At 61.8% G+C, this 24,742-nt stretch carries 22 protein-coding genes; 3 read left to right on the top strand and 19 right to left on the bottom strand.

Translation table 11 applies throughout. The annotated features are described in order from the left end of the window. Positions 1-125: 125 nt before the first annotated feature. From JZZ72_RS14605 to JZZ72_RS14595, 3 genes are all read right to left on the bottom strand, one after another. Positions 126-1,751 carry a methyl-accepting chemotaxis protein gene (locus JZZ72_RS14605; protein WP_210014639.1) on the bottom strand — a complete coding sequence of 542 codons (1,626 nt, stop codon included), beginning with the start codon at positions 1,749-1,751 and terminating at the stop codon, positions 126-128. A 140-nt stretch (positions 1,752-1,891) separates the two neighbouring features. Beyond that, entirely contained in the window at positions 1,892-2,356 is a 465-nt protein-coding gene (locus JZZ72_RS14600; protein ID WP_043863123.1) for a DUF3859 domain-containing protein, read from the bottom strand. Between the two features lie 60 nt (positions 2,357-2,416). Continuing rightward, positions 2,417-3,421, bottom strand: a complete 1,005-nt coding sequence (locus tag JZZ72_RS14595) for an amidohydrolase family protein (protein WP_104572267.1) — start codon at positions 3,419-3,421, stop codon at positions 2,417-2,419. Positions 3,422-3,534: 113 nt separating this feature from the next. On the opposite strand from JZZ72_RS14595, the gene JZZ72_RS14590 reads away from it, so the two are divergent. Further along, positions 3,535-4,395: a pirin family protein gene (locus tag JZZ72_RS14590; protein WP_054915674.1), complete on the top strand. Its 861-nt coding sequence runs from the start codon at positions 3,535-3,537 to the stop codon at positions 4,393-4,395. Between the two features lie 60 nt (positions 4,396-4,455). Here JZZ72_RS14590 and JZZ72_RS14585 read toward each other — a convergent pair whose 3' ends face one another. From JZZ72_RS14585 to JZZ72_RS14570, 4 genes are all read right to left on the bottom strand, one after another. Then, complete coding sequence (locus JZZ72_RS14585) at positions 4,456-5,181, bottom strand: dienelactone hydrolase family protein (protein ID WP_043863126.1); 726 nt, start codon at positions 5,179-5,181, stop codon at positions 4,456-4,458. Between the two features lie 56 nt (positions 5,182-5,237). Beyond that, positions 5,238-7,142: a molecular chaperone HtpG gene (gene htpG, locus JZZ72_RS14580; RefSeq protein ID WP_054915672.1), complete on the bottom strand. Its 1,905-nt coding sequence runs from the start codon at positions 7,140-7,142 to the stop codon at positions 5,238-5,240. Between the two features lie 109 nt (positions 7,143-7,251). Further along, entirely contained in the window at positions 7,252-7,713 is a 462-nt protein-coding gene (locus JZZ72_RS14575) for a PaaI family thioesterase (RefSeq protein ID WP_043863128.1), read from the bottom strand. Then, positions 7,710-8,168, bottom strand: coding sequence for a PaaI family thioesterase (locus JZZ72_RS14570; protein WP_210014643.1), 459 nt, complete (start codon positions 8,166-8,168; stop codon positions 7,710-7,712). The genes JZZ72_RS14575 and JZZ72_RS14570 overlap by 4 nt, the downstream gene beginning before the upstream one ends. A 177-nt stretch (positions 8,169-8,345) precedes the next feature. On the opposite strand from JZZ72_RS14570, the gene JZZ72_RS14565 reads away from it, so the two are divergent. Beyond that, a complete protein-coding gene (locus tag JZZ72_RS14565; protein ID WP_043863130.1) occupies positions 8,346-8,627 on the top strand; it encodes a hypothetical protein in 282 nt (93 codons plus the stop codon). 49 nt (positions 8,628-8,676) lie between these two features. Here the strand turns inward: JZZ72_RS14565 and JZZ72_RS14560 are convergent, their stop codons facing one another. The 12 genes from JZZ72_RS14560 to sdhC form a co-directional block, all read right to left on the bottom strand. Further along, positions 8,677-9,078: an MAPEG family protein gene (locus JZZ72_RS14560; protein ID WP_054915670.1), complete on the bottom strand. Its 402-nt coding sequence runs from the start codon at positions 9,076-9,078 to the stop codon at positions 8,677-8,679. Then, positions 9,075-9,815 carry a DUF599 domain-containing protein gene (locus tag JZZ72_RS14555; RefSeq protein WP_054915669.1) on the bottom strand — a complete coding sequence of 247 codons (741 nt, stop codon included), beginning with the start codon at positions 9,813-9,815 and terminating at the stop codon, positions 9,075-9,077. Before JZZ72_RS14555 ends, JZZ72_RS14560 begins: the two co-directional genes overlap by 4 nt. Before the next feature lie 178 nt (positions 9,816-9,993). Further along, a complete protein-coding gene (gene brnQ / locus JZZ72_RS14550; RefSeq protein WP_043863133.1) occupies positions 9,994-11,307 on the bottom strand; it encodes a branched-chain amino acid transport system II carrier protein in 1,314 nt (437 codons plus the stop codon). Between the two features lie 348 nt (positions 11,308-11,655). Further along, entirely contained in the window at positions 11,656-12,540 is an 885-nt protein-coding gene (gene sucD / locus JZZ72_RS14545) for a succinate--CoA ligase subunit alpha (RefSeq protein WP_038613108.1), read from the bottom strand. Further along, positions 12,540-13,706, bottom strand: a complete 1,167-nt coding sequence (gene sucC / locus JZZ72_RS14540; protein ID WP_043863134.1) for an ADP-forming succinate--CoA ligase subunit beta — start codon at positions 13,704-13,706, stop codon at positions 12,540-12,542. The genes sucD and sucC overlap by 1 nt, the downstream gene beginning before the upstream one ends. A 175-nt stretch (positions 13,707-13,881) precedes the next feature. After that, the gene (lpdA, locus tag JZZ72_RS14535) at positions 13,882-15,318 is read right to left on the bottom strand and encodes a dihydrolipoyl dehydrogenase (protein WP_043863135.1); all 1,437 of its coding nucleotides are present in this window, start codon (positions 15,316-15,318) and stop codon (positions 13,882-13,884) included. A gap of 94 nt (positions 15,319-15,412) precedes the next feature. After that, positions 15,413-16,630: a 2-oxoglutarate dehydrogenase complex dihydrolipoyllysine-residue succinyltransferase gene (gene odhB, locus JZZ72_RS14530; RefSeq protein WP_043863136.1), complete on the bottom strand. Its 1,218-nt coding sequence runs from the start codon at positions 16,628-16,630 to the stop codon at positions 15,413-15,415. 42 nt (positions 16,631-16,672) lie between these two features. Beyond that, entirely contained in the window at positions 16,673-19,504 is a 2,832-nt protein-coding gene (locus JZZ72_RS14525) for a 2-oxoglutarate dehydrogenase E1 component (RefSeq protein ID WP_043863137.1), read from the bottom strand. A gap of 244 nt (positions 19,505-19,748) precedes the next feature. After that, positions 19,749-20,453 carry a succinate dehydrogenase iron-sulfur subunit gene (locus JZZ72_RS14520; protein WP_043863138.1) on the bottom strand — a complete coding sequence of 235 codons (705 nt, stop codon included), beginning with the start codon at positions 20,451-20,453 and terminating at the stop codon, positions 19,749-19,751. Between the two features lie 11 nt (positions 20,454-20,464). After that, the gene (sdhA, locus tag JZZ72_RS14515) at positions 20,465-22,237 is read right to left on the bottom strand and encodes a succinate dehydrogenase flavoprotein subunit (RefSeq protein WP_043863139.1); all 1,773 of its coding nucleotides are present in this window, start codon (positions 22,235-22,237) and stop codon (positions 20,465-20,467) included. Positions 22,238-22,240: 3 nt separating this feature from the next. After that, positions 22,241-22,609 carry a succinate dehydrogenase, hydrophobic membrane anchor protein gene (sdhD, locus tag JZZ72_RS14510; protein WP_043863140.1) on the bottom strand — a complete coding sequence of 123 codons (369 nt, stop codon included), beginning with the start codon at positions 22,607-22,609 and terminating at the stop codon, positions 22,241-22,243. Then, positions 22,603-22,989 carry a succinate dehydrogenase, cytochrome b556 subunit gene (sdhC, locus tag JZZ72_RS14505; RefSeq protein ID WP_088515660.1) on the bottom strand — a complete coding sequence of 129 codons (387 nt, stop codon included), beginning with the start codon at positions 22,987-22,989 and terminating at the stop codon, positions 22,603-22,605. The genes sdhD and sdhC overlap by 7 nt, the downstream gene beginning before the upstream one ends. Before the next feature lie 350 nt (positions 22,990-23,339). On the opposite strand from sdhC, the gene gltA reads away from it, so the two are divergent. Then, positions 23,340-24,629, top strand: coding sequence for a citrate synthase (gene gltA, locus JZZ72_RS14500; RefSeq protein WP_043863142.1), 1,290 nt, complete (start codon positions 23,340-23,342; stop codon positions 24,627-24,629). Positions 24,630-24,742 lie beyond the last annotated feature (113 nt).

The following is a 24,742-nucleotide window of genomic DNA, read 5'->3' as shown; positions in this document are numbered from 1 at the left end:
GCTGTAGAAACGCCCCGACTGGTTCGGGGCGTTTTTGTTTGCGGCTTTCGGGGCAATTGGCCGGCAAGGCCGGCTCCTACAGGGCACGCGATGCCTGTAGGGGCCGGCCTTGCCGGCCAAAGGCGTTACACCGAAAACCTGCCCACCAGCGTATTGAGCTCGATGGCCAGCTGCGACAACGCCTGGCTCGCCGCGCTGGTCTGGTTGGCCCCCGCCGAGCTCTGCAGCGCCAGGTCGCGGATGTTGGTCAGGTTGCGGTCCACCTCCCGCGCCACCTGTGCCTGCTGTTCGGACGCACTGGCGATCACCAGGTTGCGCTCGTTGATCAGGCTGATGGCCGCGGCAATCTCTTCCAGCGCCGTACCCGCCGCATGCGCGCCATCCAGGGTGCCCTGAGCACGCTGGTTGGTCTGCTGCATGCCCTCCACCGCCCGGTCGGTACCCTCCTGGATGCCACCGATCATCTGTTCGATTTCCCGTGTCGACTGCTGGGTACGATGAGCCAGTGCCCGTACCTCGTCGGCCACCACTGCAAAACCGCGCCCGGCATCCCCCGCCCGCGCCGCCTCGATGGCCGCGTTCAGGGCCAGCAGGTTGGTCTGCTCGGCGATCGAACCGATCACATCCAGCACCTTGGTGATGCCGTGCACCTGCTCGGCCAACTGCCCGACTTCCGCGGCATTGGCGGTAACGCCATCGGCCAGCGCCTCGATCGACGCTACCGTGAGGCGCACCTGCTCGCGCCCCTGACGGGCAATGCGATCGGACTCGGTCGAGGCCTGGGAGGTGGCCACCGCATTGCTCGCCACCTCTTCCACCGCGGCGGTCATCTGGTTCACGGCGGTGGCGGCCTGCTCGATTTCCTGGGTCTGCTGGTGCAGGCCGCGGGTAGCGTCCTCGGTCACTGCGCTGAGCTCTTCGGACGCCGAGGCCAGCTGGTTGGACGAATCGGAAATACGCCCGATGGTATCGCGCAGGCTCTGCTGCATCTGCTTGAGGGCCGCCTGCAAGCGCGCCGGCTCGTCACTGCCCTCCACGTTGATCTGCGGGGTCAGGTCGCCGGTGGCGACCACCTCGGCCACCTGCAGCGATTGCGCCAGCGGGCGCACGATACTGCGGGTCAAGGTCAGCGCCAGCACAACGGTGAGCACCAGTGCGGCCACCAGCAGGCCGACCACCCACACGCGGGCACGCTCATACACCGTGCCGGCAAGCTCGGTGGCCATGTTGGCGTGATGGTTGTTGAGGGCGATCAGCTCGTTGAGGGTGGTGGTGAGCTGATCGGCCAGCTGGTTCATCTCACCGTTGACCAGCGCCACCGCCTCCGTTGTCTGGCCCTGCAGGGCCATCTGCACTACCCGTGCCTGATAGCTCAGGTACTGCTGCTCGAGCTTGAGGTAGCGGTCGAACAGCGCCTGCTCCTCGGGCAATGCAATCAGGGCCTGGTAGCGTTGCTGTTCCTTGCCCAGCTCGCCCTTGATCTGCTCGATGCGTGAATGGGTCTGCTGCTGCGCGGCGTTGTCGCTGTTGAGCAGCAGGCGCAGGGTCAGTGCCCGTATCCGGAACATGTCCTGGCTGATCTGCCCCACCGAGATCACACTGGGCAGCCAGTTGCTGTCGACCTGTTCGGACTGCTGGCGCATGCTGCTCATCTGCAGGAGCGAGAAGGCCCCCAATGCAAACACCAGCAACGCTACCAGACCAAACCCCAGACCTGCCCGCGGCGCAATGTTCAAACGTCTCAAGCTCATCTTCCGGTTCCCTCCAAAAGCGCTGCATCGGTCATGCAGCTGACGTGCTTATTAGAAGGTATCGGCCCTTGAGATTTTTGCGTAAGACGAAAAAGTGATATCAAAACGCCTTGTCATTGCGAGCGCAGGCGGCGCATGCCTCATTGCACGATGAAGCGCTGCTCGGCCAGCAGGCGGTCCCCCTGGAACACCATGAAGTGCCACTGGCCCGGTACCACTTCGTGGTGCTCGGTAAATTCATAGGCCATGACATCCTGCGCGGCCCCCGGTACCAGCTTCTGCACCACCTCGAACTTGTCATGGCGTTGGCCGTCGGGGGTGATCACCCCGGGGGTCAGGTACAGCAGCGTCAGGGGCGTGTCTTCGGCCACCTTGCCTTCAAGGCGATAGCGCAGGCCGAATTTGCTGCCAAGACGGGCCGGCACTCGGTCGGTGTGCTCCAGGGTCTGGCTGGTCTGGGTCAATACCCGTTCACCGGGCTGGAAGTCCTGGTGGCGGGTCTGGAACACGCCGTACTCCACCGGCCCCTGCACCCGCACCTCTGCACCGGCCACCGCACTCACCAGCATCAGCGCGGCCATGGCGCCCAAACGACTCTTCGACATACTGCTCTCCATCAGGTTGATGGCGGCAGGCTATGGGGCTTGCATGACAGGCTGATGACATCAGCGTGACCTGGGCAGTACCGCGAGAAAGTTGTCCTTGGCCACCTTGTGCGCCACGGCCTCGGGCAAGGCATCCAGGAACCGGTCGAACCCGTGCAGTTGCTCGCCCAGGCTGGCGAAGCGGCCGACCACATCGGAACCGAGCATGAAACGTTCGGGGAAGCGCTCCACCAGCGCAACCCATTCGGGCCGTGGCACGCCCTTGTCGTCCAGCAGGTAGGGTTCGAGCACGCTCCACGACAGGTCGATGTACAGGTTCGAATAACGCTCGAGCATGCGCGTCAGGGTCGGCAGCAGAAAGTCCAGCTGGGTCTGGTGGCGGTGAATCTCCATGCTGGTGCCGGCGTGGGCCCAGATGAAACGGGTATCGGGGTGCTCGCGCAGGGGCTGCTCGATCTCTTCCAGGTACAGCGGGTTGCGTTCGCGCTTGGAGGTGATGTTGGAGTGGATCAGCACCGGCATGTCGTGCCTGGCCGCCAGCTGATAGATGAGGCCCAGCGCCTCGTTGTTGGCCCGTGGCGTGTCGCCGCTGGTCAACGCCGTCAGGTCGTCGTGGCGGGTGAAGACTTCGCCGATGCCCTGCCACAGGCCGGGAAACAGCTCGAGCATGCGCTCGATATGGGTGGCCGCGTTCTTGTCCACCGGGTTGAAGCCGGTCAGAAACGGGTGAAAGCGCTGGCGCTGCTGCTCGGGCAACTGTTGCAGCGCCGCTGCCACATAGATGTCGGTGGCGCTGTACCAGTAGGCTGCGGCATCATCGCCGGCGTAGTAGCGCGGGCGCTTGGGCTCGTCTTCATGCCATTTCTTGGCCACCGCCACACCCGAGATCATCGACTGATCGATACGCGCCGCATCCATGGCCTTGAGCAACTCGTCCATGCCGGCGCTTTCCTGAAAGAAATCGACATAATGCAGGTGCGCGTCGCTGTAGCGGTACTCCCGCGCCTGGGCCATGCCCGACAGCGTCACCGACAGCAACAGGCACCCCAGCGTCCTGGCCCACATCGCAATCCCCTTGTGCAATTGACCCAGGGTAGACCTGCCGCCGGGCGCAACGGTTCAGCCCGGGCACCGGGCAGGTTATGCTTCCAATTATTTCCATCGCCCTGGTGCCCCTGATGAACCCTCCCCTGGTAATCCGCCCGCGCGCCGAATCCGTCGAAGGCCAACCCATCCTGCGCCCGCTGCCTTCGGCACGGCGGCGCAGCGTCGGGCCGTTCGTGTTCTTCGATCACATGCTGGCGACCGACTACCCGCCCGGGCGTGGCATGGACATTCGCCAGCACCCGCACATCGGCCTGTCCACCCTCACCTACCTGTTCGAAGGCCAGTTGCAGCACAAGGACAGCCTGGGCTCGGATCAGCGCGTGAGTGCCGGCGAGGTGAGCTGGATGACCGCCGGCAGCGCCGTGGCGCATATCGAGCGCACCCCGCCGGAGCTGCTGGGTCAGCCCAAGCGCCTGCACGGGCTGCAGGTGTGGCTGGCCTCGCCGAAGGATCACGAACAGGGGCCGGGGCACTACAGCCATCACCCGGCGGCCAGCTTGCCGAGCAGCGATGCGCTGGGGGTGAGTATCCGCATGATCGCGGGCACGGGCTTTTGCCTGACCTCGCCAGTGCCGGTGTTGTCAGCGACCCTGTATGCCGAGGTGCGCATGCAGGCGGCGAGCACGCTGCTGATTCCCGCCGAACACGCTGAACGGGCGGTTTATGTACTCGACGGTGAGGCGAGCCTTGACGATCAGCCACTGGAGCCGTGCAGCCTGGTGGTGCTGCCCGAAGGCGAAGCGATGAGCCTGTACGCCGACAGCGAATGCCACCTGGTGATCATTGGCGGCGACGCACTGGACGGGCCGCGGCGGATGAACTGGAACTTCGTCGCCAGTGACCCGGCGCTGATCGAGCAGGCACGGGCACGCTGGGCGGCCGGGGATTGGCCGGTGGTACCGGGCGAGATCGGGCGAATCGAGTTGCCTTGAGATTCGCCGGCAAGGCCGGCTCCTACAGAGGCAGGAGCGGGCTTGCCAGCGAAGAGGCCATCAGGCCTGGAACACTTCCCGCAGCAGGGTGTGCATCGCCTGGAACGCGCGCTTGGACGTCCTGGCGTCGTACTTCATCTTGCCTGGCACGTTCGCTGCGGGGTCGGTGAACGAATGCACCGCGCCTCCGTAGCTCACCAGCTGCCAGTCAGCCTTGGCCGCATCCATCTCGGCCTCGAAGGCAGGCAGTTGCTCGCGCGGCACGAGCGGGTCGGCTGCACCGTGCAACACCAGCAACGCTGCCGACACCTTGCCCTCCTGGGCCGGCAGCGGCGTGTCCAGCGTACCGTGGAACGACACCGCAGCGCGCAGACGCTGGTCTTCACGGGCCAGCTCCAGTGCGCAGCAACCGCCGAAGCAGAAGCCGAAGGTGGCCAGCTTGCCCGGCGCAAGCACTGCCTTCGATTGCCCCAGCAACTGATCCAGCGCCGCCTTCATGCGCTTGCGCAGCTCGACCCGATCATTTTTCAGCGGCATCATCGCCGCCCCCGCTTCATCCATGTTGGATGGGCGCAGCGTCTGCCCATACAGGTCAGCCAGCAGCACCACATAGCCCTGGGCCGCCACCTCCCTGGCAATGCGCTCAGCGCCCTCGCCGATGCCCATCCAGTTCGGCGCCATCACCAGGCCCGGCTGTTCCTTGGCGCCGTGGGTATACACCAGGCGGCTTTCGTACACCTTGCCGTCAAGCTTGTACACCAGCGACTCGATCGTCACGTTGCTCATGAACCCCTCCTTGCACAATGAAAAAAGCCCGCCGAAGCGGGCTTTCCTGCAACTGCTTACGCCGACAGTTCGACCAGCAGCTTGTTCAGTCGACGCACATACGCCGCCGGATCCTTGAGGCTGTCGCCCGCCGCCAGGGCGGCCTGATCGAAGAGGATATGCGAGAAGTCGGCGAAACGGTCTTCGCTCTGCTCGTTGTCCAGCTTCTCGATCAGCGGGTGACCCGGGTTGAATTCGAAGATCGGCTTGGAGTCCGGCACCTTCTGCCCGCTGGCTTCGAGGATCTGGCGCATCTGCAGGCCCATGTCCTGCTCACCGATGGCCAGGATCGCCGGCGAATCGGTCAGGCGGTGCGACACGCGCACTTCGCTGACGGTATCGCCCAGCGCAGCTTTCAGACGCTCGACCAGGCCTTCCTTGTCCTTGGCCACTTCTTCCTGAGCCTTCTTGTCCTCCTCGGAGTCCAGCTTGCCCAGGTCCAGGTCGCCACGGGCCACGTCGACGAAGCCCTTGCCGTCGAACTCGCTCAGGTAGCTCATCAGCCACTCGTCGATGCGGTCGGTCAGCAGCAGCACTTCGATGCCTTTCTTGCGGAAGACTTCCAGGTGCGGGCTGTTGCGTACCTGCGCGTAGGACTCGCCGGTGAGGAAGTAGATCTTGTCCTGACCTTCCTTGGCACGTGCCAGGTAGTCGGCCAGGGACACGCTCTGCTCGCCGCTGTCGTCATGGGTGGAGGCAAAGCGCAGCAGGCCGGCGATCTTCTCCTTGTTGGCGAAGTCTTCCGCCGGGCCTTCCTTGAGCACCTGGCCGAAGTTCTTCCAGAAGCCCTTGTACTGCTCAGGCTCGTTCTTGGCCAGCTTCTCGAGCATGTCCAGCACGCGCTTGGTCAGCGCCGACTTCATCGAATCGATGATCGGGTCTTTCTGCAGAATCTCGCGCGACACGTTCAGCGACAGGTCGTTGGAGTCGACCACACCCTTGATGAAGCGCAGGTACAAAGGCAGGAACGATTCGGCCTGGTCCATCACGAACACGCGCTGCACGTACAGCTTCAGGCCGCGTGGCGCTTCGCGCTGGTACAGGTCGAACGGCGCACGGGCCGGTACGTACAGCAGCGAGGTGTACTCCAGCTTGCCTTCGACCTTGTTGTGGCTCCAGGCCAGCGGGTTTTCGAAATCGTGGCCGATGTGCTTGTAGAACTCCTGGTATTCCTCGTCCTTGATCTCGGTACGCGGACGGGTCCACAGCGCGCTGGCACGGTTGACGGTTTCCCACTCCACGGCCGGCTGCTCTTCGCCTTCGGCGGCAGTCGCTTCCTTGGGCAGTTCGATCGGCAGGGCGATATGGTCGGAGTACTTCTTGATGATGTTGCGCAGGCGCCAGCCATCGGCGAATTCGTCTTCACCTTTTTTCAGGTGCAGCACGATGCGCGTACCGCGCTCGGCCTTGTCCACGGTGGCGACTTCGAACTCGCCCTCGCCCTTGGACGACCAGTGCACGCCCTCGCTCGCCGGAGTACCGGCGCGGCGGCTGTAGACATCGACCTGATCGGCGACGATGAACGCCGAGTAGAAGCCCACACCGAACTGGCCGATCAGGTGCGAGTCTTTCTTCTGGTCACCGGTGAGGTTCTTCATGAAGTCGGCAGTGCCGGACTTGGCGATGGTGCCCAGGTGGGTGATCACGTCATCGCGGTTCATGCCGATGCCGTTGTCTTCCAGGGTGACGGTGTTGGCCGCCTTGTCGAAGCTCACGCGAATCTTCAGGTCGCTGCCGCCCTCGAGCAGCTCGGGCTTGGCCAGGGCTTCGAAGCGCAGTTTGTCGACGGCGTCGGAGGCGTTGGAAATCAATTCGCGAAGGAAGATTTCCTTGTTCGAGTACAGCGAATGGATCATGAGGTGCAGCAGCTGCTTCACCTCGGTCTGGAAGCCCAGGGTTTCTTTTTGAGTTTCCACACTCATGGTCTTCAACACTCCGATCTGATGGCAGTAGTCACTCGGGCCGACGGCCCCCGCGGGGCAGCGTCCGGCCTTTCGTGGCGGGATGAACAGCAGATGGGGGCTGGCATATCTATTTCAAGGGCACGGGCAGTTCTTTGATCTTGAAATGCGCACGGGCCGTGGCGATGGGCTGGTCCGGGTCGCCCTGCCAGGCGGTGATCGCGACGTTGGTCACCCGCCGCCCCTGGCGCCACAGCTGGCACCGCGCATAGGTATCGCGGTACAGGCCGGCGCGCAGGTAATCGATGGAAAAGTCGATGATCCTGGGAATGCTCGCGCTTTCGCTGAAAATCAGCAGGTACAGCGCCGCCGACAGTTCCATGAACCCGGCGATCACCCCCCCATGGATCGCCGGCAGCAACGGGTTGCCGATATTGTCGGCACTGGCCGGCAGGCAGAACAGCAGGTCGTCGCCGTCACGGCTGCACTGGATGCCGATCAGGCTGGCGTAGGGGATCAGTTGCAGCAATGGCGCGTAGTTGCCCTGGGCATGCGCCTGGCGCAGCTGTGCATGCACGTCCGCGGGAATCATTGCGCCACCGCCTTGAGCTGCCGGCCAAAGCCCAGGCCGCCCTTGATGTCCTTGCCCAGGCGCATGTAGGTGCCCACCACCTGGGCAATCGGCTGGTCGGGGTCGTCCTGGTAGGCGCAGCCGCGGATGAAGATCACGTCGCGGGTGACCTGGTAGCACTGCGCCTGCCCATACACCGCCTTGTCGGCCTGCCCCGGGTGCATGTAGTCGATGCGCAAGTCCAGGGTCGGGCACACCTCGAACTCGGCCAGGGCGCACAGGGTGGCCATGCCCAGCGCAGTGTCCATCAGCGTGGTGATTGCACCGCCATGGATCGCGCCGCTCTGCGGGTTGCCCACGATTTGCGGCGAGTACGGCAGGCACAGCGTGATGCCGTCGGCATCGGCGCGCTCTACGCGCATCTTCAACAACTGGCAATGGCGCAGCGCCGAAAGAAAACGTTCGGCCTGGGCCATCAACGGTGACGGTTCATTCACGGTCAGCTCCTTGTGCAATAACTCAGGTGCTGCATAAGCCTGAGGGAAAGTCTATATGGATCCGGCACTTATATATGTGCAAACGACGCGGAACTTATGTCGCTTACTTGAACTCAGATAATTCAAGCAACTCTATTCCACAAGGAGAAACACCCCATGCGTAAACCCATTGCCTTTGCCGTTATGCTGGCCGCCGCCCTGGGCCTCGCTGCTTGCGATAAAGCCAGCGAAAACAAAGCCCAGGACGCTCAAGAACATGCCGAGCAAGCCCAGAAGAAAATGGACGACGCTCAGGATAAGATGAACGACGCCGCCAAAGAAAACGCCGAAGCCGCCAAAGACAGTGCTGAAGCCGAACAAAAGCGTGCAGAAGAAAACAACCAGGCCGCTCCTGTGACGCCAGCACCAGAAGCCGCCCCGGCAGAACCTGCCAAGTAAGCAACTGCGCTTTAATGAAAAAACCCGACTCAGGTCGGGTTTTTTCATGTCAGGCCAGAAGTTGGCGAAAGGTCGGGCTGAGCATCAGCAACAATGAACAGATCAGCCCGATCGACCAGACCAGGCTGCGCTGCCACGCAAAGTCATACCAATACAGCGGCAGGTAGATGATCCGCGCGATCACGAAGATGATCGCCAGGGTATCGATCAGAAAACCCTGGGTCTGGGTGGTGTGCGCCATCAATACACCTACGGCGAACAACATGAATGCTTCGAAACTGTTCTGGTGCGCCGCCACCGCCCGGGCGCCCATGCCGGTCAGTTGCGCCTGCTGGCTGCGTGGCAGGTGGTTGTCGTAGCTGCCCTGTTGCTTCATCGCACGCGCCACCGGCACCCGCGCCACATAGATCAGCAGTGCGCTGATCAACACACACCAGAACGGAATACTCATGCGACCGGTTCCTTGTTCGGCTCAGGCAATGGCGCCTCTGTAGGGGTATAGACCATCACGTCGAGCACGTCGGAATGAAACTCGCGGCGGTACAGCACCAGTACTACCCCAGTGCTCATCAGCACCAGCAGCCAGGGGCTGATGAACCAGCTGAGCAAGGCCATGCCGAAATAGTACGAGCGCAGCCCGAAGTTGAACTGGTTGGCCGCCAGCGAGATAACCCGCGCCCCGCGCAGAGCGAAGGCCTTGCGCTCCTGCTCGCTGACCTGACGCTCGCCGATCATCGGTGCCGAGCCCACCAGCACGGCGGCGAAATTGTATTGGCGCATGCACCAGCTGAAGGTGAAGAAGGCGTACACGAACACCATCGCCAGGCACAACAGTTTGATTTCGGACATGCCCTGGGATGTCTGCTGTACCAGCGGCAGGTCGGCCAGCAGCGACCAGGCGCGGTCCGAGGCGCCCAGCACGGTGAGGATACCGGCCAGGATGATCAGGGTGCTGGAGGCGAAGAACGATGCGTTGCGCTCCAGGTTGCCGATCACGCTGGCGTCGGCGATGCGGTTGTCGCGCAGCAGCATGCGGCGCATCCAGTCCTCGCGGTACAGGTGCATGACGCTGGCCAGGCAGGCGGTATCACGGGCCTTCCAGCTGGCGTAGCGGGTGTAGCCACCCCAGCAAGCAACGAACCAGCAGGCGGCAAACAGGTTGATCAGGTTGTTCTGGATGAAGCTCATGGCGCTCCCGAAGAAATGGCACAGGATGGTGCATTGTCCGCCTTTCGACGCTGCCAGCGGCAAAAAGACACGTGGCCCCGAGACGAAAAAGCCCCGCATCCGAATGGATGCGGGGCTCTTCAGAGGCTGGCCCGGCAGGCGATCATGGCTTGTGGCCCTCGCCTGCCGCGGCCGGCACTCAGGCGACCGCTTCGCGCGGCTTGCCGAGCATGCGGTCAAGCACCACGGCAACAGCCAGCATCGCCACCGAAGGCACCAGCCAGGCCAGGCCCTGCTCGCTCAGCGGCAGGTGCGCCAGCGACTCCGGCAGCCAGCCAGCGAGGTTGGCGCCCTTGAGCGCGTCGATCACGCCGAACAGCAGCGACACCGCCATGACCGGGGCCATGATGCGGGTCTGGGAGTTCCACAGGTTGCCGCAGAAACTCAGCGCCACCAGCACGATGCAGGGCGGGTAGATTGCCGTCAGCACCGGGATCGAGAACGCGATCAGCTTGGTCAGGCCCAGGTTCGACACCACCAGCGAGAAGCCGGCCAGCAGCACCACCAGCATACGGTACGACAACGGCAGTACCTGGCTGAAGTACTCGGCGCAGGCGCAGGTCAGGCCCACGGCGGTGACCAGGCAGGCCAGCGCGATCAGTACAGCCAGGAAGCCACTGCCCAGCGAACCGAAAGTGTGCTGTACATAGGCATGCAGCACCGCCGCACCATTGCTCGCACCGGCGGCGATCTCGTGGCTGCCCGCACCCAGGCGGAACAGGCTGATGTACACCAGCGCCAGGCCGACACCGGCAATTAGGCCGGCGATGATGGCATAGCGGGTGATCAGTTGCGGCGAGTCGACGCCACGCGAGCGGATCGCGTTGACGATGACGATACCGAACACCAGCGCGCCCAGGGTATCCATGGTCAGGTAGCCATTGATGAAGCCCTGGGAGAACGGCGCGGCGACATATTCAGGTTGCGCCACCCCCATGGTGCCGGCCGGCAGCATGAACGCGGCGATGCCCAGCGCGGCCAGCGCGATGATCTTCAGCGGGGCCAGGAAGCGCCCGACGGTATCGAGCAGCTTGCCCGGGTACATGGACACGGCCAGCACCACGGCAAAGTACACCAGGCTATAGATGAACAACGCGGTCGGGCTCTCGCCGGTCAGCGGTGCCACACCTACCTCGAAGGACACGGTCGCGGTACGCGGGGTGGCGAACAGCGGGCCTACGGCCAGGTACGCGGCAGCCGCCAGCAGGCCACCGGCCACCTTGCCGATCGGGCTGCTCAGCGCGTCCATGCCGCCACCGACCTTGGCCAGTGCCACCACGGTGATCACGGGCAGGCCCACGGCAGTGACCAGAAAGCCCAGGGCGGCCAACCAGACGTAGGGGCCCGATTGCAGGCCGACGATAGGCGGGAAAATGATGTTGCCTGCGCCCACGAATAACGCGAACGTCATAAAACCAAGCGCCAGGATGTCCTGGCCTTTCAAGACTTTCATTAAGGAAATACCACACTTCTGAAATCGGGATTTAGAGAGGGACTTCCCCTTGGGTGAGGGAAATGCTGCCTGCCCGGATGGAGCAGACCCGTTTAGCGTGTAGCTCCCTTTTGGGGTGCTGGCACAAAATGAGGGCACAGGTTAACGAATCTGGCCGCAAAACGCACTGCCAGAGGGGTGCTTGTCCGATGAGCGAATATGCATGTCGCGTGGATGACCGACTTTTATGCAAGAACGCGCTGTCTGCTTCGCCGGCAAGGCCGGCTCCTACAGAGGGCAGCGTACACCAGAAAGCACAAAGGCCACCCGAGGGTGGCCTTTGCCGAAGCGTGGAAGGTCAGCCGCAGCTTACTTCTTCACTTCCCAACCGGTCAGCTCGGCCAGGGCCTTGCCGATGTCGGCCAGCGAACGCACGGTTTTTACACCGGCGTCCTGCAGGGCTGCGAACTTCTCGTCTGCAGTACCCTTGCCGCCCGAAATGATGGCGCCAGCATGGCCCATGCGCTTGCCCGCTGGGGCAGTCACACCGGCGATGTAGGAAACCACTGGTTTGGTGACGTTTGCCTTGATGTAGGCAGCCGCTTCTTCTTCAGCCGAACCGCCGATCTCGCCGATCATCACGATCGCCTCGGTCTTCGGGTCTTCCTGGAACAGCTTCAGGATGTCGATGAAGTTCGAACCCGGGATCGGGTCGCCACCGATACCGACGCAGGTGGACTGACCGAAACCGGCGTCAGTGGTCTGCTTCACGGCTTCATAGGTCAGGGTGCCGGAACGCGACACGATACCGACCTTGCCTGGCAAGTGGATGTGACCTGGCATGATGCCGATCTTGCACTCGCCCGGGGTGATGACGCCTGGGCAGTTAGGGCCGATCAGGGTAACACCCAGCTCGTCGCACTTGACCTTGGCATCGAGCATGTCCAGGGTAGGAATGCCTTCGGTGATGCACACGATCAGCTTGATGCCGCCGAACGCTGCTTCCAGGATCGAGTCCTTGCAGAAAGGAGCCGGTACGTAGATGACCGACGCGTCGGCGCCGGTAGCAGCTACTGCTTCTTTCACGGTGTTGAACACCGGCAGGCCCAGGTGAGTGGTGCCGCCTTTGCCTGGGGTCACGCCGCCAACCATCTTGGTGCCGTAGGCGATGGCTTGCTCGGAGTGGAAGGTACCCTGCGAGCCGGTGAAGCCCTGGCAGATGACTTTGGTGTCTTTATTGATCAGGACGCTCATTACTTGCCCTCCGCAGCTTTGACAACTTGTTGAGCAGCGTCGGTCAGGCTGGTTGCCGCAATGATGTTCAAACCGCTTTCTGCCAGTACTTTGGCGCCCAGTTCAGCGTTGTTGCCTTCCAGACGAACAACAACCGGCACTTTAACGCCAACTTCTTTCACTGCACCGATGATGCCTTCGGCAATCATGTCGCAACGAACGATGCCGCCGAAGATGTTGACCAGTACGGCCGCGACATTGCTGTCGGACAGGATGATCTTGAACGCTTCGGTCACGCGCTCTTTGGTAGCGCCACCACCTACGTCGAGGAAGTTGGCTGGCTTGCCGCCGTGCAGGTTGACGATGTCCATGGTACCCATGGCCAGGCCGGCACCGTTGACCATGCAGCCGATGTTGCCTTCCAGGGCCACGTAGTTCAGCTCGAAGCTGGCAGCGTGGGCTTCACGAGGATCGTCCTGCGACGGGTCGTGGAAGGTTTTCAGCTTGGGCTGACGGTACATGGCGTTGGCGTCGATGTTGATCTTGGCATCGAGGCAGTGCAGATCGCCGTCGGCCTTGATCACCAGCGGGTTCACTTCCAGCAGTGCCAGGTCGTGCTCTTTGAACAGCTTGGCCAGACCGACGAAGATCTTGGCGAACTGAGCAACCTGCTTGCCTTCCAGACCCAGCTGGAATGCCAGCTCGCGACCCTGGAATGGCTGAGCGCCAACCAGTGGATCGATAGTGGCCTTGATGATTTTTTCCGGAGTGTCGTGAGCGACTTTCTCGATGTCCACGCCACCTTCGGTGGAGGCCATGAACACGATACGACGGCTCGAACGGTCAACGACAGCGCCCAGGTACAGCTCTTTAGCGATATCAGTGCACGATTCAACCAGGATCTTGGTGACTGGCTGACCATTGGCATCGGTCTGGTAGGTAACCAGACGCTTGCCCAACCACTGGGCAGCGAACGCCTTGGCGTCTTCTTTGCTGCGAACCAGCTTTACGCCGCCCGCTTTACCGCGACCACCGGCGTGAACCTGGGCTTTTACAACCCACTCGGTGCCACCGATCTTGTCGCAGGCTTCTGCTGCAGCTTCAGGGGTGTCGACTGCGAAACCCTTGGAAACTGGCAGGCCGTATTCAGCGAACAGCTGCTTACCCTGATACTCGTGAAGATTCATGCTTTTTACCGTCTTCGTTAGGTACTGCGCTTCGGCGCTGCGCTCCTGTGGAGTGCCGCGCCACCTGTGACCGCTTGCCCCCGGTATGCTCCGGGAGTTCGAGTCCGGCGGACTTTCCGCGGTGAGCCATGCACGCAAGACTCACGACGGGCCGTCCGCCGTGGTTTCTTATTGTTTAACGCTTCTTGCGGTTGGCTACGTGGATGGCACCGCCATTCACGGCCAGAGCGGCTTCGTGCAGCGCTTCAGACAAGGTCGGATGGGAGAAGACCATCATGCCCAGGTCTTCGGCGCTGGAGCCGAATTCCATTGCGATTGCACCCTGCTGCACCAGTTCGGCAGCGCTTGGGCCAATGACGTGTACACCCAGAACGCGGTCGGTCTTGGCATCGGCGATGACCTTGACGAAACCACCGGTGTCGTTGGCCGCCATCGCACGGCCGCTGGCCGCGAACGGGAAGGTGCCCACGTTAACCTCAACGCCTTCAGCCTTCAAGGCTTGCTCGGTTTTACCGACCCAGGCCATTTCCGGGTGGGTGTAGATAACCGATGGGATCAGGTCGTAGTTCATCTGGGCCTTGTGGCCCTTGATGCGCTCGACGACCATGATGCCCTCTTCCGAGGCCTTGTGCGCCAGCATCATGCCACGTACCACGTCACCGATGGCGTAGACGCCCGGTACGCTGGTAGCGCAGTAGTCGTCAACGAACACGAAACCGCGCTCGTCGATGGTCACGCCGCTGTCGGCAGCCAGCAGGTCGGTGGTCACAGGGCGACGGCCGACTGCAACGATCAGCCTGTCGAAGGTGATCTTCTGCTCGCCGTTGGCGTCGGTGTAGGTCACTTCGACTTCGTCGCCGTTGACCTTCGAGCCGGTCACGCGAGCGCCCAGCTTGATGTCCAGACCTTGCTTGGTCAGGGTCTTCAGGCCTTCCTTGGCAACAGCGGTGTCGGCTGCCATCAGGAAGGTGTCCAGGGCTTCGAGCACGGTCACCTGGGCACCCAGGCGCGACCATACCGAACCCAGCTCCAGGCCGATGACGCCGGCGCCGATTACGCCCAGGCGTTTTGGCACGGTCTGGAATTCCAGAGCGCCGGTGGAGTCGACGATGACTTTCTGGTCGACCGGAGCCGGCGGAATGTCGATCGGACGCGAACCGGAGGCCAGGATCACGTTCTCGGCTTCGATGATTTCGGTGCTGCCGTCAGGCTTGGTGACTTCGACTTTCTTGCCGGCCAGCAGTTTGCCGTGGCCCTGGATCGAAGTGACGCCGTTGGCCTTGAACAGGGTGGCAACGCCGCCGGTCAGGTTCTTGACGATGCCAGCCTTTCGGCCAACCATCGCAGCCACGTCCATCTTCACTTCGCCAGTGGAGATGCCGTGCACGTTGAAGCTCTCTTTGGCTTCCTTGTACTTCCAGGAGCTGTCCAGCAGCGCCTTGGACGGAATGCAACCCACGTTCAGGCAGGTACCGCCGAGGGCCAGTTTGCCTTCGCCGTCAACGTACTTCTCGATACAGGCAGTGCTCAGGCCGAGCTGGGCAGCCTTGATCGCGGCCACATAGCCGCCAGGACCTGCACCAATCACTACCACGTCGAATTTCTGGGTCATAAAAGATTCCTTTTAGCGTCAAGCGGCAAGCTGCAGGCGGCAAGGCGAACACGCTTCTGCTCGAAGCTTGTCGCTTGCAGCCTGCAGCTGTTTATCAGATGTCCAGCAGCAGACGAGCCGGGTCTTCCAGCAGGTTCTTGATGGTCACCAGGAACGTCACGGCTTCTTTGCCATCGATCAGGCGGTGATCGTAGGACAGTGCCAGGTACATCATCGGACGGATCACGACCTGGCCGTTGACGGCCATCGGACGCTGGATGATGTTGTGCATGCCCAGGATTGCAGCCTGCGGCGGGTTGACGATCGGGGTCGACATCATCGAACCGAAGGTACCACCGTTGGTGATGGTGAAGGTACCGCCGGTCATCTCGTCGATCGACAGTTTGCCGTCACGGGCCTTCTTGCCGAAGGTGGCGATGCCGCCTTCGATTTCGGCCAGGCTCATCTGCTCGGCGTTACGCAGTACCGGTACCACCAGGCCGCGGTCGCTGGACACGGCAACACCGATGTCGGCGTAGCCGTGGTAGACGATGTCGCTGCCGTCGATCGAGGCGTTGACGGCCGGGAAGCGTTTCAGCGCTTCGGTGGCAGCCTTGACGAAGAACGACATGAAGCCCAGGCGCACGCCGTTGTGGGACTTCTCGAACAGGTCCTTGTACTTCGAACGCAGTGCCATGACTTCGGTCATGTCGACTTCGTTGAAGGTGGTCAGCATCGCCATGTTCGACTGTGCTTCGACCAGACGCTTGGCCACGGTGGCACGCACGCGGGTCATCGGCACACGCTTCTCGGTACGGTCGCCAGTGGCAACAACCGGGGCAGCGGCAGCAGCGGCCGGCTTGGCAGCAGCGGCAGCCGGAGCGGCCTTCTTGTTGGCGACGGCAGCGACGACGTCTTCCTTGGTGATGCGACCGCCTTTGCCGGTGCCAGCGACGCTGGCCAGGTCGATGGCGTTTTCTTCGGCCAGCTTGCGTGCGGCAGGCGCAGCAATCGGGTCGTCTTCGCCAGCGTCGGCCGCAGCAGCAGCCTGGGCAGGTGCGGCGGCAGCGGCGGCCGGAGCAGCAGCCGGCGCAGCGCCTTCATTGATCGAACCCAGCACTTCGTCGGACAGCACGGTCTCGCCTTCGCCCTTGACGATGTCGCCCAGCACGCCATCGGCGGTGGCCAGCACTTCCAGGACGACCTTGTCGGTCTCGATGTCGACGATCAGCTCGTCACGCTTGACGGCTTCGCCCGGTTTCTTGTGCCAGGTGGCAACGGTGCCATCGGCAACCGATTCCGGGAAAGTAGGGGCTTTGATCTCGATAGCCATTATCAGTGGTTCCTTAAATTCGGTTTCTGGTGCGCGATGGCATTAAACGGTGAAGGCAGCTTGCAGCAGTTTTTCCTGCTGTTCGGCGTGCATCGAAGCGTAACCACAGGCAGGTGCTGCCGAGGCGTCACGACCGGCGTACTCAAGGACCAGGTCCTTGTTGTGACGGCTCAGGATGCGACGCATGTGGTGCTGGCTGCTGTACCACGCGCCCTGGTTCATCGGCTCTTCCTGACACCACACCACGTCCTTCAGACCGGTGTAAGGCGCAAGGATTTCAACCAGATCGTCTTCAGGGAACGGATACAGTTGCTCGATACGCACGATAGCGATGTCTTCACGACCTTCGGCACGGCGTTTTTCCAGCAGATCGTAGTAGACCTTGCCGCTGCACAGCACCAGGCGCGTCACCTTGGCCGGATCGAGGCTGTCGATTTCCGGAATGACGGTCTGGAACGAGCCTTCGGCCAGTTCTTCCAGGGTCGAGATGGCCAGCTTGTGGCGCAGCAGCGACTTGGGTGTCAGCACGATCAGCGGCTTGCGCAGCGGACGGATGACCTGACGACGCAGCAGGTGGTAGATCTGAGCCGGCGTGGTCGGTACGCAGACCTGAACGTTGTGCTCGGCACACAGTTGCAGGTAACGCTCCAGACGCGCCGAGGAGTGCTCAGGCCCCTGCCCTTCATAACCGTGTGGCAGCAGCATGGTCAGACCGCACAGACGGCCCCACTTGTGCTCGCCGCTGGTGATGAACTGGTCGACAACCACCTGGGCACCGTTGGCGAAGTCGCCGAACTGGGCTTCCCAGATCACCAGCGCATTGGGCTGGGTGGTCGAGTAGCCGTATTCGAACGCCAGTACCGCCTCTTCGGACAGGAACGAATCGTACAGGTCGAAACGTGGCTGGCCCGGGAACAGGTTCTGCAGCGGGATATAGGTGCTGGCGTCCTTCTGGTTGTGCAACACCGCATGGCGGTGAGAGAAGGTGCCGCGACCGATATCCTGACCCGTCATGCGGATCGGGTGACCTTCGAAGGCCAGGGTGGCGTACGCCATGGTTTCGGCGTAACCCCAGTTGATCGGCAAGCCACCGGCCTGCATCTTCTGGCGATCTTCGTAGATCTTCGACACCTGGCGCTGAACCACGAAGCCTTCCGGCAGCTCCAGCAACTTGGCCGAGAGCTCCTGCAGGGTCTTGAGGTCGAAGCGGGTGTCGTGACGCGCGGTCCAGGCGTGGCCCAGGTATGGACGCCAGTCGACGAACAGCTCCTTGTTCGGCTCCTTGACCAGGCTTTTCACAACATGCAGGCCGTTGTCCAGCGCATTGCGGTACTCGTCGACCTTGGCCTGGACGCGCTCGGCATCCAGACGACCGGCCTGGGTCAGCGCATCGGCGTACAGCTCACGGGTGGTGCGCTGCTTGCTGATCTGCTGGTACATCAGCGGCTGGGTGCCGTTCGGCTCGTCGGCCTCGTTGTGGCCGCGACGACGGTAGCAGACCAGGTCGATGACCACGTCACGCTTGAACTGCATGCGGTAGTCGACCGCCAGCTGGGTCACGAACAGCACCGCTTCCGGATCGTCGCCGTTGACGTGCAGGATCGGCGCCTGGATCATCTTGGCGACGTCGGTGCAGTACTCGGTGGAACGCGAGTCCAGCGGGTTGCTGATGGTGAAACCAACCTGGTTGTTGATCACGATGTGCACGGTGCCGCCGGTCTTGAAACCGCGGGTCTGCGACATCTGGAAGGTTTCCATGACCACGCCCTGGCCAGCGAAGGCCGCGTCGCCGTGGATCGAGATCGGCAGTACCTTGTCGCCAACGCTGTCGTTGCGGCGGTCCTGACGGGCACGCACCGAACCTTCCACCACTGGCGAGACGATTTCCAGGTGCGAAGGGTTGAACGCCATGGCCAGGTGAACTTCACCGCCGGCGGTCATCACGTTGGACGAGAAGCCCTGGTGATACTTCACGTCACCGGAACCCAGCTCGACCTTCTTCTTGCCTTCGAACTCGTCGAACAGCTCGCGCGGGTTCTTGCCGAAGGTGTTGACCAGTACGTTCAGGCGACCACGGTGGGCCATGCCGATCACGACTTCCTTGGTGCCATAGGAACCGGAGCGCTGGATCAGCTCGTCCAGCATCGGAATCAGGCTTTCGCCGCCTTCCAGGCCGAAACGTTTGGTGCCCGGGTATTTGGTACCCAGGTATTTCTCCAGGCCTTCTGCCGCGGTAACGCGCTCGAGCAGGTGGCTCTGGATGTCTGCGGAAAATTCAGGACGCCCACGCACGCTCTCCAGACGCTGCTGGAACCAGCTGCGCTGCTCGGAGTCGACGATGTGGGTGAACTCGGCGCCGATGGTGCGGCAATATGTCTGCTGCAACGCCTCGAAGATTTCGCGTAGGCTCGCTTCCTCTTTGCCGATGAACAGGTCGCCGGCACGGAAGGTCGTATCAAGATCGGCATTGGTCAAGCCGTAATGATTGATCGACAGGTCTACTGGCGCAGGGCGCTGCCACAACCCCAGGGGGTCGAGCTTCGCGGCTTGGTGGCCGCGCATACGGTAGGCCTGGATCAGTCGCAGCACTTCAACCTGCTTCTTCTCGTGTTCACTGCTCACGCTACCGGCGGAAACCGGTTGGGCGCGGCGCTGGTTCTTTGCCAGCAGTACGAAATGGTCGCGGATCGTCGAGTGCGATACATCGGTGGCAGTGCTGCCTTCGGCGGGCAACTTCTGAAAGTAAGTGCGCCACTCTTCTGGCACAGCGTTAGGGTCGTGCAGGTAGAGCTCGTAGAGCTCTTCCACATAGGCAGCGTTACCACCTGAAAGGTGGGCGCTGTTCCACATGCGCTGCATCACGCTTTCTTGCATGCTTGGTCACCCTCGGTTAGGGGCCTCGATCGGCAAGAACCACAGCAAGCTGAGTTGAGTCCGTATGCAGCGACTGAACCAAGCCACCGAGAGTTCCGCAGATTTACCGGGTACCAGCCCGGACGCCCCTGCTGGTCTCATATCTTCATAGGTAAAAGCTCGGGCTTTTGGCCTTTGCTCAAGTTGCACCTCGGTGCGGGCAAGGGCCCGCACTTCGGTGTGCTACGGGTACAACACTTTTGAATCAGGTGCCGCTTTGCAGCAGCATGTTACGTACGTGGCCGATTGCCTTGGTCGGGTTCAGACCTTTGGGGCAAACGTTTACGCAGTTCATGATCCCGCGGCAGCGGAATACGCTGAACGGGTCATCCAGGGACGCCAGGCGCTCCTGGGTCTTGGTGTCACGGCTATCGGCCAGGAAGCGATAAGCTTGAAGCAGAGCGGCCGGGCCCAGGAACTTGTCCGGGTTCCACCAGAACGACGGGCAGGAAGTCGAGCAGCAAGCGCACAGGATGCACTCGTACAGACCGTCCAGCTTCTCGCGTTCTTCCGGTGACTGCAGGCGTTCGATCGCCGGCGCCGGGGTATCGTTCTGCAGGAACGGCTTCACCTTCTCGTACTGCTTGTAGAAGATGCTCATATCAACGACCAGGTCACGGATGACCGGCAGGCCGGGCAGCGGACGCACGACCAGCTTGTTCTTCTTCACCACCGCCGACAGCGGGGTGATGCAGGCCAGGCCGTTCTTGCCGTTGATGTTCATGCCATCGGAACCGCACACGCCTTCGCGGCACGAACGACGATAGGAGAAACCTTCGTCCTGTTCCTTGATCAGTGCCAGCACATCCAGAACCATCAGGTCCTTGCCGCCGGTATCGACTTCGAACACCTGGGTCTTAGGTGCCGAGTCGGTGTCGGGGTTGTAGCGATAAACTTCGACTTTCAACATAGTGGCCACCCTTAGTAAGTCCGGACTTTAGGCTCGAACGTCGGAACGGTTTTCGGCGAGAAGTTGACTGCACGCTTGGCAACCCGCTTTTCACCCGGGAAGTACAGGGTGTGGCACAGCCAGTTTTCGTCGTCACGGTCTTCGAAGTCTTCACGGGCATGGGCACCGCGGGACTCTTTGCGCACTTCAGCAGCGATTGCAGTGGCTTCAGCGACTTCCAGCAGGTTCTGCAGCTCCAGCGCTTCGATACGCGCGGTGTTGAAGGCCTGGGACTTGTCGTTGATCTTGACGTTGGCGATACGCTCGCGCAGGCCAGCCAGCTGTTCGATACCCTTCTGCATGTATTCGCCGGTGCGGAACACGCCGAAGTAGTTCTGCATGCAGCTTTGCAGCTCGCGACGCAGGGTTGCCACGTCTTCGCCGTCGGTACGCTCGTTGAGCTTGTTCAGACGGTTCAGCGCGACTTCCACGTCGGTGTCGCTGGCGTCGCGGTATTCGATACCGTCGCTCAGGGCCTTTTCCAGGTGCAGGCCGGCCGCACGGCCGAACACCACCAGGTCGAGCAGCGAGTTGCCGCCCAGGCGGTTGGCGCCGTGAACCGATACGCAAGCCACTTCACCGACCGCGAACAGCCCTTCGATGATGGTGTCTTCGCCGTCGGCGTTCTGCGAGATCGCCTGGCCATGAATGTTGGTGGCAACGCCGCCCATCATGTAGTGGCAGGTTGGAACGACGGGTACGGGTGCAACGACCGGGTCGACGTGCGCGAAGGTCTTGGACAGCTCGCAGATGCCTGGCAGGCGGCTGTGCAGCACTTCCTCGCCCAGGTGGTCGAGCTTGAGCATCACGTGGTCGCCGTTCGGGCCACAGCCGTTGCCGGCGATGATCTCTTTGACCATGGAGCGGGCCACAACGTCGCGACCGGCGAGGTCCTTGGCGTTTGGCGCGTAGCGTTCCATGAAACGCTCGCCGTGCTTGTTGATCAGGTAACCACCTTCACCACGGCAGCCTTCGGTAACCAGTACACCTGCGCCGGCGATGCCGGTCGGGTGGAACTGCCACATCTCGATGTCCTGCACCGGCACGCCGGCACGCAGGGCCATGCCGATACCGTCGCCGGTATTGATCAGGGCGTTGGTGGTGGAGGCGTAGATACGCCCTGCACCGCCGGTGGCCAGTACGGTGGCCTTGGCGCGAATGTAGACGGTCTCGCCGGTTTCGATGCAGATCGCGATCACGCCGACGAAGGCGCCGTCCTGGTTCTTGACCAGGTCAACCGCGTACCACTCGTTGAGGAAGGTGGTGCCGGCTTTCAGGTTGCCCTGATAGAGGGTGTGCAGCAGCGCGTGACCGGTACGGTCGGAAGCGGCGCAGGTACGGGCGGCCTGGCCACCTTTACCGTAGTCCTTGGACTGGCCACCGAACGGACGCTGGTAGATACGGCCGGTTTCGGTACGCGAGAACGGCAGACCCATGTGGTCCAGCTCGAACACCGCAGCCGGGCCTTCCTGACACATGTATTCGATAGCGTCCTGGTCACCGATGTAGTCGGAACCCTTGACGGTATCGTACATGTGCCAGCGCCAGTCATCGTTCGGGTCGGCCGAAGCGATGGCGCAGGTGATGCCACCCTGGGCCGATACGGTGTGCGAACGGGTCGGGAACACCTTGGTGATCACGGCGGTCTTGTGGCCGCCTTGAGCCAGCTGCAGCGCAGCGCGCATGCCGGCACCGCCACCACCAATGATGATGGCGTCGAAGGAAATCGTTGGAATGTTAGCCATGAATCAGATACCCCAGAGAATCTGCACACCCCAGACGAAGTACGCGAACATCGCGACACCACATACCGCCTGGAACAGGAAACGAACTGCAGTCGCCGACTTGCCCAGCGCCATCGGCGTCAGATAGTCGGTGGCAATGGTCCACATGCCGACCCAGGCGTGAGCGCCCAGGGCAACGAGGGCCAGCAGACTGAAGATCCGCATCGCGTTATGGGAGAACAGGGCGTGCCACTGGGCATAGTCGATGCCAGGGTGCGCCACCAGGTAGCCGATCAGAAAAATGAAGTAAGCCGCGAGAACGACCGCAGAAACGCGCTGCGCCATCCAGTCATAGAGGCCCGAACGCGACAGGTTCGTGACATTAGTTACCATATCCAAACTCCCGCCAGAACGATCACCACCACGGAAATGGCGATAACGATTTTCGAGCCCAGTTTGCCGCCTTCCAGCGTCTCACCGATGCCCATGTCCATAATCAGATGGCGCACACCGGCAACCAGGTGATACAGCAAGGCGGACAGAAGGCCCCACGCCACGAATTTGGCCAGCGGACTGGTCAGGCATGCCTTCACCTCGGCAAAACCTTCCTCGGAACTCAGGGATTGGCTCAATGCGTACAGCATGATGCCCAGGCCCAGAAAGAGGATGATGCCGGAAACACGGTGAAGAAATGACGTAACGCCGGTAATGGGGAGTTTGATGGTCCTTAGGTCTAGGTTTACAGGTCGTTGGCTTTTCACGGCTTTTTTCACACTGAAGAGCCCCTAGCAAGCAGGGCAAAGTTGTTGGTAAGTGTACTGGTCAGGTACCCACCACCCAGGGAGTGACGACCCCAGAAAAGCGGGCTTTAAAGCCCCTGGCGGTCGGGTGCCGAGTATAGACAGTTAGGCTACTAATGACAACGTGAAGCCCTAGCCCAAATAGCGCATTGCCTTTGGCGAACAAAAGGCGTAAACGGGCCGCAATTTCGCGGAAAAACAGCGCCCAAAGCCCTTTACAACCGTGCTTTAGGCAAATTGACATTCGAATTTATCTCACTATAGTGGTGCGGGCCCTGCGTGGGGGGTCTGTCTGATGATTTCAAGCATTAATAGGAGGCCACATGGCTGACAAAAAAGCGCAGTTGGTCATCGAGGGCGCAGCCCCCGTCGAGCTGCCCATTTTAACCGGCACCGTTGGTCCCGATGTTATCGACGTTAGAGGGTTGGGGGCCACGGGTCACTTCACTTTCGACCCTGGTTTCATGGCGACCGCATCGTGCGAGTCCAAGATCACCTACATTGACGGCGACAAGGGCATCCTGCTGCATCGCGGCTACCCGATCGAACAGCTCGCCGAGCAATCCGACTACCTGGAAACCTGCTACCTGCTGCTCAACGGCGAACTGCCGAATGCCGAGCAGAAGGCTCAGTTCGTCAGCACCGTCAAAAATCACACCATGGTGCACGAGCAGTTGAAGTCGTTCTTCAACGGCTTCCGCCGCGACGCCCACCCGATGGCCGTCATGTGCGGCGTGGTTGGCGCCCTGTCGGCGTTCTATCACGACTCGCTGGACATCAATAACCCGCAGCACCGGGAAATCTCGGCCGTGCGCCTGGTCGCCAAGATGCCGACCCTGGCCGCGATGGTCTACAAGTACTCCATGGGCCAGCCCATGATGTACCCGCGCAACGACCTGACCTACGCCGAAAACTTCCTGCACATGATGTTCAACACCCCGTGCGAGATCAAACCGATCAGCCCGGTGCTGGCCAAGGCAATGGACCGGATCTTCATCCTCCACGCCGACCACGAACAGAATGCGTCGACCTCCACCGTACGACTGGCAGGCTCCTCGGGCGCCAATCCGTTCGCCTGCATCGCTGCCGGTATCGCTGCACTGTGGGGCCCTGCCCACGGCGGCGCCAACGAAGCCGTGCTGACCATGCTCGACGAAATTGGCGATGTCTCGAACATCGACACCTTCATCGCCAAGGCCAAGGACAAGAACGACCCGTTCAAGCTGATGGGCTTCGGTCACCGCGTCTACAAGAACCGCGACCCGCGCGCCACCGTGATGAAGCAGACCTGCGACGAAGTGCTGCGCGAGCTGGGCATCACCAACGATCCGCAGCTGGAACTGGCCATGCGCCTGGAAGAGATCGCCCTGACCGATCCGTACTTCATCGAGCGCTCGCTGTACCCGAACGTCGACTTCTACTCGGGGATCATCCTCAAGGCGATCGGCATCCCTACCAGCATGTTCACCGTGATCTTCGCCCTGGCGCGGACCGTCGGCTGGATCTCGCACTGGAAGGAAATGCTCTCCAGCCCGTACAAGATTGGCCGTCCGCGCCAGCTGTACACCGGCTACGAGTCGCGTGACATCGTCAAACTGGAAGACCGCAAGTAAGCCAAACGGCTCGCCTGCAACAACAAGAAAGGCTGCCCTCGGGCAGCCTTTTTTGTTGCGTAACGCTTCATGCAGGAGGAGCAAGCCTTGGCGGCCCCTACAGTTGAGACATA

Source organism: Pseudomonas palmensis, assembly GCF_017848315.1.
Lineage (GTDB): Bacteria > Pseudomonadota > Gammaproteobacteria > Pseudomonadales > Pseudomonadaceae > Aquipseudomonas > Aquipseudomonas palmensis.
This window is presented reverse-complemented; position numbering and strand designations above follow the sequence as displayed.

Excerpts from the sequence above, each read along its gene's own strand:
- JZZ72_RS14600 (WP_043863123.1), bottom strand. The coding sequence starts at position 2,356 with ATGTCGAAGAGTCGTTTGGGCGCCATGGCCGCGCTGATGCTGGTGAGT.
- JZZ72_RS14590 (WP_054915674.1), top strand. The coding sequence starts at position 3,535 with ATGAACCCTCCCCTGGTAATCCGCCCGCGCGCCGAATCCGTCGAAGGC.
- JZZ72_RS14595 (WP_104572267.1), bottom strand. The coding sequence starts at position 3,421 with ATGTGGGCCAGGACGCTGGGGTGCCTGTTGCTGTCGGTGACGCTGTCG.
- gltA (WP_043863142.1), top strand. The coding sequence starts at position 23,340 with ATGGCTGACAAAAAAGCGCAGTTGGTCATCGAGGGCGCAGCCCCCGTC.
- JZZ72_RS14560 (WP_054915670.1), bottom strand. The coding sequence starts at position 9,078 with ATGAGTATTCCGTTCTGGTGTGTGTTGATCAGCGCACTGCTGATCTAT.
- JZZ72_RS14555 (WP_054915669.1), bottom strand. The coding sequence starts at position 9,815 with ATGAGCTTCATCCAGAACAACCTGATCAACCTGTTTGCCGCCTGCTGG.
- htpG (WP_054915672.1), bottom strand. The coding sequence starts at position 7,142 with ATGAGTGTGGAAACTCAAAAAGAAACCCTGGGCTTCCAGACCGAGGTG.
- sucD (WP_038613108.1), bottom strand. The coding sequence starts at position 12,540 with ATGAGCGTCCTGATCAATAAAGACACCAAAGTCATCTGCCAGGGCTTC.
- odhB (WP_043863136.1), bottom strand. The coding sequence starts at position 16,630 with ATGGCTATCGAGATCAAAGCCCCTACTTTCCCGGAATCGGTTGCCGAT.
- sdhD (WP_043863140.1), bottom strand. The coding sequence starts at position 22,609 with ATGGTAACTAATGTCACGAACCTGTCGCGTTCGGGCCTCTATGACTGG.
- JZZ72_RS14525 (WP_043863137.1), bottom strand. The coding sequence starts at position 19,504 with ATGCAAGAAAGCGTGATGCAGCGCATGTGGAACAGCGCCCACCTTTCA.
- JZZ72_RS14520 (WP_043863138.1), bottom strand. The coding sequence starts at position 20,453 with ATGTTGAAAGTCGAAGTTTATCGCTACAACCCCGACACCGACTCGGCA.
- sdhA (WP_043863139.1), bottom strand. The coding sequence starts at position 22,237 with ATGGCTAACATTCCAACGATTTCCTTCGACGCCATCATCATTGGTGGT.
- JZZ72_RS14605 (WP_210014639.1), bottom strand. The coding sequence starts at position 1,751 with ATGAGCTTGAGACGTTTGAACATTGCGCCGCGGGCAGGTCTGGGGTTT.
- JZZ72_RS14585 (WP_043863126.1), bottom strand. The coding sequence starts at position 5,181 with ATGAGCAACGTGACGATCGAGTCGCTGGTGTACAAGCTTGACGGCAAG.
- JZZ72_RS14565 (WP_043863130.1), top strand. The coding sequence starts at position 8,346 with ATGCGTAAACCCATTGCCTTTGCCGTTATGCTGGCCGCCGCCCTGGGC.
- lpdA (WP_043863135.1), bottom strand. The coding sequence starts at position 15,318 with ATGACCCAGAAATTCGACGTGGTAGTGATTGGTGCAGGTCCTGGCGGC.
- JZZ72_RS14575 (WP_043863128.1), bottom strand. The coding sequence starts at position 7,713 with ATGATTCCCGCGGACGTGCATGCACAGCTGCGCCAGGCGCATGCCCAG.
- JZZ72_RS14570 (WP_210014643.1), bottom strand. The coding sequence starts at position 8,168 with ATGGCCCAGGCCGAACGTTTTCTTTCGGCGCTGCGCCATTGCCAGTTG.
- brnQ (WP_043863133.1), bottom strand. The coding sequence starts at position 11,307 with ATGAAAGTCTTGAAAGGCCAGGACATCCTGGCGCTTGGTTTTATGACG.
- sucC (WP_043863134.1), bottom strand. The coding sequence starts at position 13,706 with ATGAATCTTCACGAGTATCAGGGTAAGCAGCTGTTCGCTGAATACGGC.